We start from the raw sequence: 12,784 nt of genomic DNA on the forward strand, positions 1-12,784 counted from the left end.
TCGTGTTATTGGCCACATGGTGGTGAAGTCCTTACGAATTGAAAAAGAATCGACAATGAAGAATGGTGGGCGCAGCGCCCGGTGCAATGGGGATGGTCAGTCCGCGACCGCAGTATTCCCTAGGACGGCGGTGGCCTGCTGGCGCTGTCGCATGACGAGCTCCGTCATGCCTTCCTCCGTGGGGTTCGCCACGTCAGCCACGATGCGGCCGTCAGCGAACACCAGCGCGCGGTCGGCGTAGGATGCCGCCGCCGCGTCATGCGTGACCATGATCACCGTCTGTCCCATCTCCTTGACGAAACGACGCAGCATCCCCATCACTTCGGCGGAGCTGATGGTGTCGAGGGCGCCGGTCGGTTCATCGGCGAACACGACGCGCGGATGGGCGATGAAAGCGCGGGCGATGGCGACACGCTGCTGCTGGCCGCCCGACAGTTCGGACGGACGGTGCTGCAGGCGGTCGGCGATGCCCAGTTGCGTGGTCAGCGTCTGCAGCCACTGCGTGTCAGGCTTCTTGCCGGCGAGAGTGAGCGGCATGAGGATGTTTTGCTCCGCGGTGAACATCGGCAGCAGGTTGAAGCTTTGGAACACGAACCCGATGTTGGTGCGGCGCAGCAGCGTGAGTTCCTTGTCGTTGAACTGCGTGATGTCCTGACCGCCGAACAGCACGTGGCCGCTCGTCACGGTGTCCAGGCCGGAGAGCGCGTGCATGAGGGTGGATTTGCCGGAGCCGGACGGGCCCATGATCGCGGTGAACTTGCCGCGTTCGAACGCCACGTTCACATGGCGCAGCGCGTGCACCGCATTGTCGCCCTCGCCATAATCCTTCACCAGATCGATGGCCTGCACGGCGATGTCCGGATAGGGCGCCGCGGTTGGCGCCGTTTGCGGCGCAGGCACTCCGATTCCCTGTGGTTGCATTCCTGGTGTTTGAATTCCCTGTGCCGGTGCGGTCGCCGGTGCGGTCGTATTCGTCATTTCTTCCTCCCTTGCAGCGCTGTAGGCGCGTCAGATGCGGTTCGCTGCATCGCGGTTCGATACAGCCGTGCATCGTTTACTTGCATTATTGAATGTATGCGATGCGGGAGGGGAATCCCATCATTCCTCGGTATGAATTGCGGTGGTGTCGGGGTATGAGGCGGGTGCCTGTTCGCGCTGCTGTTGCGCGACGACGCGGTCGTGCAGGCGGTCGGCGATGCGGTACCAATGCTGCACGGTGTTTTCAAGCACGAAGTAGTGATACATGTAGCAGGCGAGCAGTATGAGCAGTCCTATGAGCACGATGGCGGCGATGGCGGCGCCGGTGGCGGAGGGGAGGAACAGCACGAGGGCGAAATCGAACATCACCGCCAGCACCGTGAGGAACGTGACGAGAAAATGCACCAGACGCTCATGCTGCAGTTCGCGGGTCTTCGCCATGTGCCAGCGCAGCAGCGCCTCCGGGTCGGGGTCATCCTCATGCTGCTTCATGTAGGCTTCGTGCTCCCACGCCCACTTCTTGATGTCTATTCCGTAACGGTCTTCATCGCGAATATACAGTTTCATGGCTGTCCCTTTCTCCAAGCATTCCCATCCATCGTGCACGGCGTGGTGCGTCCCATCGCCACGCCCTGACGCGGCCGACTCTGCATGGCCGAATCTGCGCGAGGCGGCTTCACACCAGGTGGTTCTCGTATGCGAACACCGCGGCCTGCACACGGTCATGCGCGTGCGTCTTTTGCAGGATGTGCGTGACATGCGTCTTGACGGTGGGCATGCTGATAAACAGTTTCGCAGCGATCTCTTGGTTCGACAACCCATGGGCGATTTCAATGAGGATCTCGCGCTCGCGGGCGGTGAGCGAGTCCAGCTCGGCGTCATGGTAGCCGTCCGCCGCCTGCGCGGGTTGCCTTTCGGCAGCTGGGGTGACTGCTGGGGTGATTGCTGGGGTGCCTGTGGGGACGGCAGTGGGGACGGCGCTTGGGATGTGTTGCCGCCCGGCATCCAGCGTCGGGGTAGCGGGGGTGTGGGAATTGGCGACCATATGTTCAAGCAGCCGCTTTGTTGCGGTCGGGGCAATGATGGCATTGCCTTCGTGGACGGTGCGTATCGAGCTCAGCAGCGATTCGGGTTCCGTGTCTTTGAGCAGAAAGCCGCTGGCGCCAGCGAGAATGGCCGACATCACATACTCGTCCAGATCGAATGTTGTGAGGATTATCACTCGAGGGGACGAGTGAGGGGACGAGTGAGGGGAGGGGCTGTCGGTTTCCGCGCTGCAGATGCGCCGCGTCGCCTCGATGCCATCCATGACGGGCATGCGCACGTCCATCAAGATCACGTCGGGTCTGAGCGTCGCCGCGAGTTCCACCGCTTCCTTGCCGGTGGCCGCTGTGCCCACTGCCTGCATGTCGGCTTGGGTGTTGATGATCGATGCAAAGCCGCTGCACACCAGCGCCTGGTCGTCCGCTACAAGCACACGTATGGGTCGCACGCGTATCGGCCGGGTGTCCGTGGCGTCCGCCATGTGCGTTGTCGGACTGTCTGTCGTCGTCCTCTCCATCCATGCTCCTTCGGGCTATGCAGGCTCTGGCACGCGAGTGCGCCTCCCAGCATGCAGCGGTGCCGCGGCGCGCTGCCGCTGCATGGCGCCGCTGTGTGGCGCCCGTCACCATTGTAAACAAGTCATTGCGCGGCAACGCGGAATTGAGTGCCGGCGGGTCGTTGGCGAATTTCTGGCTTCTGATAAGTCGCGGGCGGGTCATTGGCAGATTGCGGACTGGTCAGTGACCGGTCGCGGACGGAGCGCCGGCAGGTCAGGGGCGGGGCACAGGTCACTGATGGGACTGGTCTTGGTTTGATTGATCCAGGCCGGATTCATGCAATTGCTCGGGCAGTGGCGCCGCGGGGCGAAGCTCCCGCTGGGGCAGTGTGGCGGTATCGGCCGCTTCCGCCATTTGCTCGGTCTGGCCGCTGGTGCCCCTCAGCACGCCCAGAAGCTCACGCATGCGGCGTAGCGCGCGTCTGCCCTCCGAGGCGATGGCATGGAAGGATTCGCTGATTTGCTGCGGTGTGGGATTGCTGTCGAAACCGGCGCGCCCCTCGCGTGCCATGACGGCGATGTGAGCGAGCGTGCCCGATACCTCTTGCTGGATGCTGGCTGATATCCGGGTGCGCTCCTCGGCTGCGGCGGCTTGCTCCTGCGCTTCCCGTTCACGGGTGAGCGCTTCCTGCCGCGCCTTGAGCAGCATGTAGTTGTCGGCGTTGCCACGCTCATGCGACCCGGCGAAGATGAACGTGAGACATGCGAGGAAGCTCACAATCACACAAATCAGGCAGACGAGCGCCTGGCCGCGCCATACATCGTCCGATGCCAAGGCGATCGGGGCACCGGTGAGCAAGCCGAATGGCGAGACCGGCGTGTGGATGGTCTCGATGCCATCGGCTGTCTCGGCAATCGACGCCACCCACAGGTTCACGCCCAGCCACAGGCTGCCGATTGCGCTGCACGCCACGAGGCGCTTTGTGCGCGTGGCCGTGCCGTACAGGGCACCGGAATACAGCGCCAGGCTTACGGGGAGGATATCCACAAGAGGCTCGCCGCTGATGAACGTGAGCTCAAGCATGCATGCGGCGAACACGAGCATGCACGACAGATCCGGTTTCGTGCGTCGCACACACAGCGGCAGGCATGGCAGGATGGCCAGGATGATGGCCAGTGCGGTAACGGAGAGGCTGCTGGGCATTCCCCACAGCCGTATTCTGATGTGCGTCGATCCATCGGAGGACCATGTGGTCTCGACTGAACTGGTGATGGCCGCCAGTTTGATCAATATCACAGGAATCGTCTCCAGTGTGTCGACGGCCAGTGTGTGGTGCATCGTCCAGCGTGCCGCCCGTTCGATGATGGATGGCTTGTGGCGCTTTCGCCGGATGGCTTTGCCAGCCGCGCGTGCAGAAGCCGTGCGGAGACCAGTCTCACAAACGCCGGCGTCGCCGGTGGCGTCCGCGCTTGTGCTGGCGTTGATGCCCGCTGTGTCAGTCGGTTCGCTTAAGGCGCGTGCGCTCCCAGTCGCGTAATCGGCGGTGTCGTCCGGTTCGGAATGGCGGGGGCCAGGCGTTTCGTAGGGAATGAATGCTTCGACGCGGAATCCAGCCGTGTCAGGCTGCTCCAATGCGCTGCGCGGTCCTGCGGACAGCGAGCCGCCGGCGGCGTTCACCCTTTCGCGCATGCCCATGAGGCCGAATCCCGGCTTGTGCCCGTCCAGGCCGGAATCCGCCCCCACGCCGTCGTCGATGATTGTCAGATGAAGGCCGACGGTATCCGTCGTGTCTCCGTCACCGGGATGACTGCCGGGCAATGCATCCCAGGATTCTTCCACCAGCACATGCACGGGCACATGCATTGGCGCAGGAGCGTCGGTGGATGATGAGCCGGTGGGAATGGCAAGGCTGGTGGGTCTAGTGGAATTTGCGGAATTTGTAGGGGCGGGGTCGGTGGAATTTGCGGGGTTGATGGTGTTGCCGGACTGCATCGGGCTGGGCTGTGGTGTGACCAAAGGTCCTGCCGCATACTTGCGCGCGTTCGTCAATGCTTCTTGCACGACGCGGAATGCGCAGATTGATCCATTCGTGCTCAGGCGCGAGGGATTGGGATTTCCTTGCACGGCGTGGGTCACCGCAAGGGTGTTCGGCTCCAGGCATGCTTGTGAAATGAGCTGGGGAATCCGGTCGTAACCAACGTCCTGCCGCTGCTGTGAGCCGCCCGGCACGTCAAGCACGCCGAGCAGCTGGTCCATGTCATGCTGAGCGTGCGTGGTCTCGCGCTGAATGGTCTCCATCGTGCGCCGAGCCAGTGCAAGGTCCTGTGCCCCCGCATAACGTCCCGCATCCGCCTGCACAATGATCGTGGACAGCGTGTGCGCCACCACGTCATGCATGTCGCGTGCAATGCGCGCCCGTTCCCGGATCGCCGCCTCATGCTGCGCCTCGTGTTGTGTGCGCTCCAAAATCTGGTTGTGTTCGCGCAACAGCATCACGGATTCGCGTGTCGTGCGCCGCCACAGTCCCATGGTCGCCGCCGCGGTGATGCACGCGCCGATGAAAACGCCCCATTCCATGCACGCCGACAGGAAGGAGCTGCGCTCATGCATCCAGACCAACGCCGGGGATGGCACGGGCACTTGTTCGCCAGACAGTTGCGCGGTGACCACCATGTTCGTTGCGGTGGTGCCATAGCCGTAAAACACCGTGGCGACGCACGCCATCACCACTGCGACGGTGATGAAATCGCGTGTCTTTGAACGCGAACCATACACGATGGCGGTGAACAGCATCGGGGCGGCAAGCACATCGACTCCCAGCAGCGGCGGTCCGAATGCCAATTGCAGCGCCGCGATAACGGCAAAGGACCACGCCGCCTCATCCGGCGCCAGGCGCCGCATCAGACACGGCATGATCAGCAGCATCGACCACACGATGCGGGGCAGGGGGCCGTCCAGCTCACCCAACAGCGGATTCCACGGCAGCGCCGTGCCTCCAAGGAACATCCACAGGAACGCCAACGGGGCAATCACATCGAAGGCAAGCATCGGCCATGTCATGTCGCGTGGCATGGCCGGGAATGCCGCATGCCATGAGTCAGGCAGCGGGTGGCGGGACTTGGGGTGACGGTATGCGGTTGTGTGCATGGCGGAAGGCTCGGCCCCGGTGTGCTGGGTGTGGTCCATGAGTCCCCCTTGCTTCGTGTCGTCGCGCACCACGATACGCCGGCGGCGCATGACCTGCCATCGTTCTGTGGTCTGATTCGTGCGGATTCACGGCCGTGTGTGCTGTCCGACTTTCGGTTATGTGTTCATGCCCCTACAGGCGCGGTGCGGCGGCGTTGCCATCGCGCGGTATTGTCAAGACAGACGATGGCGACGCCTGGGCAAACGGTTGGCGGACGGCCGACGCAGGCTGGCAAAGGAGGATGGCATGACGCTGCTGGCGCGATATTATCTGCCCGGAATGTACACGGAGGACCATTCGATCCGCGTGCCTTTGGATTGGAACCACCCTGATGATGGGCGGCAGCTGGACCTGTTCTACCGGGTGCTGTGCGCGCCTGGCAACGAACACGCCGACCTGCCGCTCCTCGTGTTCTTGCAAGGGGGACCGGGCGGACCGGGGCCGCGCCCGCTCACGCCAGATTCCGATGGGTGGATTGCCGAGGCGCTTCGGCATTTCCGCATCGTGCTGCCTGATCAGCGTGGTACCGGGCGTTCCAGCCGGGTCACCGCCGCCCTCGCCGCATCCATGCAGCCGCGCGAGCTCGCCGACTATCTGCATCACTTTCTTGCCGATTCGATAATCCGGGATTTCGAACACCTGCGCACCACGTGTTTTGATTCGCGGCGCTGGGTGTCGCTGGGGCAAAGTTACGGCGGGTTCCTTACGCTCAGCTATCTGTCGCTGTTCCCCGGGGCAATCGCCGCGGCGTTCACGACCGGCGGCATCCCGGCCGTGCCGGCGAGCCCGGACGTCACTTATGCGCATACGCTGCCGATGATGAAGCTCAAGACGCGGCGGTATTACGAACGCTACCCGCAGGATGCTCATCGCGTGGGCGCGGTGGCGGATGTGGTGGCGGCCGGTGGCGTGACGTTGCCTGACGGGAGCCCGCTCACCGTGCGTCGCCTGCAGATGCTGGGCGCGGGACTGGGAATGAAGCCATGCCCCGAGCGACTGCACTGGATGTTCGATGAAGCGTTCGCCGCAGGTGACGGAAGCGTGCCGCAATCCGCGGCGATGAATGGCGCGGCGGTAGGCGGACCGCTCAGCGATGCGTTCCTCATGGATGTTTTCGAATCTACCCAGTCCTACTCCCGCCCGCTGTATTGGACGCTGCAGGAATTCATCTACCAGGACGGCGGTGATGACGGCGAATGTGCGCCAGCGCGCTGGGCTGCATCGCGCGCCATCGAAGCCGACCCGCAGATGGCGCAGGACGCACGCCCACTGTGCTTGATCGGCGAGGCGGCGCTGCCGCAGATGTTCGAACAGGATGCATCGCTCAAGCCCTTCGCCGCCGCCGAGGAACTCCTCATGCACGACACCCGTTGGGGCAAAATCTACGATGTGCAGCGGCTCGCGGCGAACGAAACGCCACTGCAGGCCGCCGTGTATGCCGACGACATGTACGTGCCGTTCGACCTATCGCGCGCCACCCTTGAGCATATCGGCGCGTCGCATGCGTGGGTCACCAATGAGTTCGAGCATGACGGCGTGCACGGATCCCAGGTGTTCCGTCACCTTTATAATGAGGCAATGGACCGCGGCGACCTCGCGGGAATCTGACGCAGAGTGCGGCATCCGGAGCATGGCAGCGATGGCAGCATCGCAAGGCTGCAAAGCCGGACGTGCATCGACCCGGCAACTCGAGTCGAGTAAATCAGGTAAATCAAAGGAATCAAAGGAGACATCATGGCAGTGGAGAAGAATACAGCGGCGGTCACCGGAGAAGCCCCGACCATCGGCTTCATCGGTTTCGGTGCGATGGCGCAGGGCATCGCCACCGGCATGGTGCGCCACGGGGGAGTGAACGGCTCCCGCATCAGCGCGTTCGACATCGACTCCACGCGTCTCGCCGCCGCCACGGAGGCATTGGGGGCAAAGGCTGCAACCAGCGCCGCCCAAGTCGTGGGCGATTGCGACATCGTGATCCTCGCCGTCAAGCCCAACGTCATCGCCAAGGTCGTCGAACCGATCCGTCAAGCGCTCGCAGCGGCGGAAACCGCCGTCATCTCCATCGTGTGGGGCTGGGACTTCGAACACTATGAGAGGGTGCTCGCAACCGGCACGCACCACCTGTCCATCGTGCCCAATACCCCCATTGCCGCCGGCAAGGGCGTCGTGGTCGCCGAAAACACTCACAGCCTCACCGATGCGCAGGTCAAGGACTTCCACAGCCTGTTCGACCCCATCGCGCTCGTCGAATCCCTCGACACCACGACGCTGTATCAGGCGGGAACCGTCACCAGCTGCGCGCCGGCGTACGCGGCGATGTTCATCGAAGCTCTCTCCGATGCGGCCGTCAAGCATGGCATCCCGCGTGTCGCCGCCTACCGTCTGGTCTCCGCGATGGTGGAGGGCACCGGCGCCCTGCAGATTGAGACAGGGCAGATTCCCGCTGCGATGAAAGACACCGTGTGCTCTCCTGGCGGCGCCACGATCAAAGGCGTTGAAGCCCTTGAACTGCGCGGCTTCCGCGGCGACGTCATGAGCGCCGTCGATGCGGTCATGGGTGATTAAGGCTTGGGTGATTAAGGCTTGGGTGATTAAGGCTTGGAAAGACTGGGCTGTTAGAAAGGCAAACGCCTCTAACAGCCCAGAACGCTTTTGACGGGTCAGAACTCGCCAAGGGCTTTGGAGATGCTTTAGAAGGTGGGGCGCCCTGGCGTGCCGTTCGCCCAGCGGCAGATGGCGTGGGTGACACGGCGCGGCAGGATGCGCGCGGCAAAGAACCCTGCCTTGGTAATGGGACCGGCATACACGGCGGTGCGACCGGTCATCATTGCGCGATAGCCGCGTTGCGCCACGGCCTTGGGGCTCATCGGGGGCGCCATCGTGAAGAAGTTGCGCCCGCTCATGTGTGCGTTCGCGCCGAACGCCGTGCCTGTGGGGCCCGGGCACAATGCGGTGACCGTCAGCCCCGTGCCGCGCACCTCGTCGGCGACGGCCTCGGTGAAGCTGAGCACGAATGCCTTCGACGCGTAATACAGCGCCATGTTGGGGCCGGCGAATGCCGCCGCCACCGACGACACGTTGAGGATCCGTCCGAAATGATGCTCGCGCATCTCGCGTCCATACAAGTAGGTGAGGTGGGTGAGCGTGATCATGTTGAGCTCCATCAGGTCTCGGCTGCGATGCCAGTTGGAGTCCAAGAAGCCCGTGAGATCGCCAAAGCCTGCGTTGTTGACAAGAGTGTCGACGAAATAGCCGGCGTCCTGCGTCAGCGAAAACAGTTCGCCGGCGGCATCCTCGTCCGTCAGGTCGATCGCCACCGCCACGGCGTGCACTCCGTATTGCTGGTGCAATTGTGTCGCCAAGGTTTTCAAGGCGTTTTCTTTGCGCGCCACCAGTATCACGTCTTTGCCGTGCTGCGCCAAGATTTGCGTGAATTCCTTGCCGATTCCGCTGGTCGCTCCGGTTACCAATGCGTATCCCATGAGAACTCCTCTCTGAGTTCGAAACGCTTTTTACTATTATGCCGCTGTTGCGCTGTGTCGCGTGACGCAGGCATGGCGGGGTGATGCGACGGTGGTGGTGCGACGGTGGTGGTAGGGTTCGACGGTGCATGAGGGGCGCGTCTGCCTCCTGTATGTTCTATCTGGTGCGGATTGTCAATCGCGGCTCTAGACTGGGAGTCATGTCTCTTACTATCGGAATCGTCGGTCTGCCGAACGTCGGCAAGTCCACCATGTTCAACGCACTGACCCGCAACAATGTGCTGGCGGAGAACTATCCGTTCGCCACCATCGAACCCAACACCGGCATCGTGCCGCTGCCTGACAAGCGCCTTCCCGTGCTTGCCAAGCTCGTGCACACAGAGAAGATCGTGCCCGCAACCGTCACGTTCGTTGACATCGCCGGCATCGTCAAGGGCGCTTCCGAAGGCGAAGGCCTGGGCAACAAGTTCCTCGCCAACATCCGCGAGGCGGACGCCATTTGCGAAGTCGTGCGCGCGTTTGAAGACGACGACATCGTGCACGTCAACGGCAAGGTCGATCCCGCTGATGACATCGAAACCATCAACACCGAGCTGATTCTCGCAGATCTGCAGACGATCGAAAACGCGCTGCCCAAGCTGGAGAAGGACCTGCGCGGTCGCAAGATCGAGCCCGCCTACATGGACGCGGTCAAGAAGGCCCAGAAGATTCTCGAGGATGGCGAGACCATCGACCATGCCGCATCCGCGGGCAAGATCAACAAGGATGACATCTACGACCTGCATCTGATGACCGCCAAGCCGTTCATCTATGTGTTCAACGTGGATGACAACGAGCTGCAGAACGACGAGCTTAAGTCCAAGCTCGCCGCAAGCGTCGCACCGGCGCCTGCTGTGTTCCTCAATGCGCAGTTCGAATCCGACCTCACCGAGCTCGACGAGGACGATGCCCGTGAAATGCTCGCCGACGCCGGCCTCAAGGAATCCGGCCTCGATCAGCTGGCGCGCGTGGGCTTCGACATCCTCGGCCTGCAGACGTTCCTCACCGCTGGCGTCAAGGAAGTGCGCGCTTGGCAGATTCACAAGGGTTGGACCGCGCCGCAGGCCGCGGGCGTCATCCACTCTGACTTCGAGAAGGGCTTCATCAAGGCCGACATCGTCTCGTATGACGATTTCGTGGCGGCGAACGGATCCCTCAACGAAATCAAGGAGGAAGGCAAGCTGCGTCAGGAAGGCCGCGACTACGTGATGCAGGATGGCGACATCGTCGAGTTCAAGTTCAACGTGAGCAAGTAGCCGCCGGCACGCTGCGACGGCGGCATGCGCTGTTGCGACGGCTCGTGCTGATGCTACGGCGCGCACTGCTGCATGCTGCTAGAACGGCGCGATTACAACGATTCCAAGCCCGGAACGTTGCAATCGCGCCGTTTTTCAATGCGCGCGAAAAGGCTGTTGCGGTCACGTACGTGGCGGTTGTTGACTTGGGGCGTTGACTGATTGGCTATGTGTGAGCGTCGGCTGGCACATTGTGGGGCGGGTGGTGGTTCACGCGGTTATGTGTGAGTGACAGCTGGCACATAGCGGGGTAGATGAGGCGCTTGGCTGCAGGTGGTGTCATGGGAATGGCTGTTTTCTGCGGTTGTTGTCGTTTGGGAGTGCCGGCTGGGTGGTTATGTGCGAGTGGCGGCTGGCACGTAGCGGTTTTGTATAGGTGGGTGGTGTTCTGGATGGTGGTTTTGGCGGTTATGTGCCAGTGATGGCTGGCACATTGTGGGGCAGGTGGTGATTCGCGCGGTTATGTGCGAGCGGCGGCTGTCACATTGCGGGGTAGATGATGTGCTTGGCTGCAGGTGGTGTCATGGGAATGGCTGTTTTCTGCGGTTGTTGTCGTTTGGGAGTGTCGGCTGGGTGGTTATGTGCCAGTGGCGGCTGGCACATTGTGGGGCGGGTGGGATTCTTGGCCGGTGGTGGGGTCGCGGGAGTGGCTGTTTTCGGTGTTGCTGCCATCTGGGAGTGTTTGCTGGTTGGCAATGTGCGAGTGATTGGTTGCACATTGCGGGCGGTTCAGGGTGCATGGCGCTTGAGTCTGCTGTTCGGTTGGCTATGTGCGAGCGCTGGTTGGCACATAGCCGGTGATTTTGGGCGGACGGCGGGATCATCGAGCCGTCGGCAGGCGAGTTGGCTGTGCTTGGTCGACAAGTGGACGGCAAATACGCGGCGAACCGGAAGGCCTGTGCGTTGAGAGCATGGGCCGGAGCATATTTCCGCAGTCTCCAAGATTGGCTCTATAAGAAGGGCGAGAAGCTCGACTTGGTGCACGGTACGACCGTTGCTGAGCTTGACGAGGCCTTGACGGACAATCATGTCAAGGAGTGGTGTGCGAATGACAGTGAGTGATGGACTGGAGAAGTACACGTGGCGCGTCGGTGAGCTCACGTTTGACAGTGAAGATCCTGACGATCCGCCACACCTACCGGATGCGGAATGCGAATGGATTTTCAATGAGATCCAACGTCGCAACAAGGAGCGCATCCCATGGAGTGAGAGCGAGCTTGAAGACGAATATGAGCGTCTTCATGCTGAAGGCAAAGCATAAAGTCTTGCCGTTTTATTCTATAAGCCGCCTTCGGGCGGCTTTTCTTTTACCGTGCCCCGGCAGATTCTGCTGGGGTTTCGTATTTTTGGCCGGGGCTAGTGCCATACGCGCGGGATCCTTCTCCACGCATATCGCCACTCCGCGCGCCATGGTGCGATTCCATGGCCGGCCACGAGACCAGTCCGCCGCACGGCGGGCGGGACAGTCGCCCGCACGGGCCAACCAAACAAGCAGGAAGGGGCATCGGAATGCCTGACAACACCAACGGCACGCCTCAAAACGAACCCACGCAGGAACCCACGCAGGCTGCCGCGCAACAGCCGACGCAATCGTAGCCGCCTGTTGATGCGGGGCGCACGGCGACCCGGCACCGCTTACTGCGAAATCATGGAATCACATTCTTTATGGATACGATGATGGCGGCGGTCACATGCATGGCTATGGGTGGATCCGCGGCAAGCCCGAGTTCCCAGATGACTGGGACGAGAAAAAGATACTCGACGCGTGCATCGAGATAATGAAGGCCAAGGCGCCGGACATCGCGGCGAGGCCCGGCGGCAGGGAGGACGCCGACCTGGTCGTGGATGGCAAACCGATACGAGTCGCGATAACATGGAGTACGAACAAGAAACAAGGGAGGCACATCACGTCGTTCTTCCCAGCCGTCGAAGGGAGATGACACGGCATGTGCACCATAAAGGAGACGGACGAGATGGCGCGTCAGCTGACGCTGGCATTGTGCGACATCATCGCGCGAAGCAAATTCGCTGACGCCCAATACACCGTCGATATTTGCCGTGGCCTCGTGGACGAGGACGAGGGGGCCGCATTGGAAGCTGCCTCGGATTACATGGAGATGCATGATATCGATCCGTCGCCGGCCATGGAACTGGCACGCCGACATGACAGGGCGCTTGGATACGATCATGATGTCATCGAGCAGCTGGAAGGAATTCTCGAGAGAATCGGCAAGGCCTGAACCCGAGTCCTTCCTTCACGAGTCC

Annotated in this window: 11 protein-coding genes; 6 read left to right on the forward strand and 5 right to left on the reverse strand. The window is 62.0% G+C overall.

Annotated features, from left to right (window positions below):
* Nucleotides 1-96 precede the first annotated feature (96 nt).
* The 4 genes from CLV65_RS00605 to CLV65_RS00620 all read right to left on the reverse strand — a co-directional run bounded on the left by CLV65_RS00605 (nt 97) and on the right by CLV65_RS00620 (nt 5,756).
* A complete protein-coding gene (locus CLV65_RS00605) occupies nt 97-978 on the reverse strand; it encodes an ABC transporter ATP-binding protein (RefSeq protein WP_244569130.1) in 882 nt (293 codons plus the stop codon).
* Between the two features lie 120 nt (nt 979-1,098).
* Entirely contained in the window at nt 1,099-1,545 is a 447-nt protein-coding gene (locus CLV65_RS00610) for a hypothetical protein (RefSeq protein ID WP_094691092.1), read from the reverse strand.
* 109 nt (nt 1,546-1,654) lie between these two features.
* Nucleotides 1,655-2,503, reverse strand: coding sequence for a response regulator (locus CLV65_RS00615; RefSeq protein ID WP_094691235.1), 849 nt, complete (start codon nt 2,501-2,503; stop codon nt 1,655-1,657).
* A gap of 307 nt (nt 2,504-2,810) precedes the next feature.
* Nucleotides 2,811-5,756 carry a sensor histidine kinase gene (locus CLV65_RS00620; protein WP_094691091.1) on the reverse strand — a complete coding sequence of 982 codons (2,946 nt, stop codon included), beginning with the start codon at nt 5,754-5,756 and terminating at the stop codon, nt 2,811-2,813.
* Between the two features lie 196 nt (nt 5,757-5,952).
* On the opposite strand from CLV65_RS00620, the gene CLV65_RS00625 reads away from it, so the two are divergent.
* A complete protein-coding gene (locus CLV65_RS00625) occupies nt 5,953-7,314 on the forward strand; it encodes an alpha/beta fold hydrolase (RefSeq protein ID WP_094691089.1) in 1,362 nt (453 codons plus the stop codon).
* Between the two features lie 126 nt (nt 7,315-7,440).
* A complete protein-coding gene (gene proC / locus CLV65_RS00630) occupies nt 7,441-8,268 on the forward strand; it encodes a pyrroline-5-carboxylate reductase (RefSeq protein WP_094691087.1) in 828 nt (275 codons plus the stop codon).
* A gap of 125 nt (nt 8,269-8,393) precedes the next feature.
* On the opposite strand, the gene CLV65_RS00635 is transcribed toward proC, so the two are convergent.
* Nucleotides 8,394-9,185, reverse strand: coding sequence for an SDR family NAD(P)-dependent oxidoreductase (locus CLV65_RS00635; protein WP_094691086.1), 792 nt, complete (start codon nt 9,183-9,185; stop codon nt 8,394-8,396).
* 200 nt (nt 9,186-9,385) lie between these two features.
* Between CLV65_RS00635 and ychF the strand changes: the two genes are divergently transcribed.
* The 4 genes from ychF to CLV65_RS00660 all read left to right on the forward strand — a co-directional run bounded on the left by ychF (nt 9,386) and on the right by CLV65_RS00660 (nt 12,759).
* The gene (ychF, locus tag CLV65_RS00640) at nt 9,386-10,480 is read left to right on the forward strand and encodes a redox-regulated ATPase YchF (protein WP_094691085.1); all 1,095 of its coding nucleotides are present in this window, start codon (nt 9,386-9,388) and stop codon (nt 10,478-10,480) included.
* Nucleotides 10,481-11,567: 1,087 nt separating this feature from the next.
* Nucleotides 11,568-11,780, forward strand: a complete 213-nt coding sequence (locus CLV65_RS00650; protein WP_094691083.1) for a hypothetical protein — start codon at nt 11,568-11,570, stop codon at nt 11,778-11,780.
* A gap of 430 nt (nt 11,781-12,210) precedes the next feature.
* The gene (locus tag CLV65_RS00655) at nt 12,211-12,459 is read left to right on the forward strand and encodes an EndoU domain-containing protein (protein ID WP_094691081.1); all 249 of its coding nucleotides are present in this window, start codon (nt 12,211-12,213) and stop codon (nt 12,457-12,459) included.
* Between the two features lie 6 nt (nt 12,460-12,465).
* Complete coding sequence (locus CLV65_RS00660) at nt 12,466-12,759, forward strand: hypothetical protein (protein ID WP_144441865.1); 294 nt, start codon at nt 12,466-12,468, stop codon at nt 12,757-12,759.
* The last annotated feature ends 25 nt before the right edge of the window (nt 12,760-12,784 follow it).

It is taken from the genome of Pseudoscardovia suis (genome assembly GCF_002797875.1).
Lineage (GTDB): Bacteria > Actinomycetota > Actinomycetes > Actinomycetales > Bifidobacteriaceae > Pseudoscardovia > Pseudoscardovia suis.

Coding starts and splice junctions, on each gene's coding strand:
- CLV65_RS00605 (WP_244569130.1), bottom strand. CDS start 978: ATGACGAATACGACCGCACCGGCGACCGCACCGGCACAGGGAATTCAA.
- CLV65_RS00610 (WP_094691092.1), bottom strand. CDS start 1,545: ATGAAACTGTATATTCGCGATGAAGACCGTTACGGAATAGACATCAAG.
- CLV65_RS00615 (WP_094691235.1), bottom strand. CDS start 2,503: ATGGCGGACGCCACGGACACCCGGCCGATACGCGTGCGACCCATACGT.
- CLV65_RS00620 (WP_094691091.1), bottom strand. CDS start 5,756: ATGCGCCGCCGGCGTATCGTGGTGCGCGACGACACGAAGCAAGGGGGA.
- CLV65_RS00625 (WP_094691089.1), top strand. CDS start 5,953: ATGACGCTGCTGGCGCGATATTATCTGCCCGGAATGTACACGGAGGAC.
- proC (WP_094691087.1), top strand. CDS start 7,441: ATGGCAGTGGAGAAGAATACAGCGGCGGTCACCGGAGAAGCCCCGACC.
- CLV65_RS00635 (WP_094691086.1), bottom strand. CDS start 9,185: ATGGGATACGCATTGGTAACCGGAGCGACCAGCGGAATCGGCAAGGAA.
- ychF (WP_094691085.1), top strand. CDS start 9,386: ATGTCTCTTACTATCGGAATCGTCGGTCTGCCGAACGTCGGCAAGTCC.
- CLV65_RS00650 (WP_094691083.1), top strand. CDS start 11,568: ATGACAGTGAGTGATGGACTGGAGAAGTACACGTGGCGCGTCGGTGAG.
- CLV65_RS00655 (WP_094691081.1), top strand. CDS start 12,211: ATGCATGGCTATGGGTGGATCCGCGGCAAGCCCGAGTTCCCAGATGAC.
- CLV65_RS00660 (WP_144441865.1), top strand. CDS start 12,466: ATGTGCACCATAAAGGAGACGGACGAGATGGCGCGTCAGCTGACGCTG.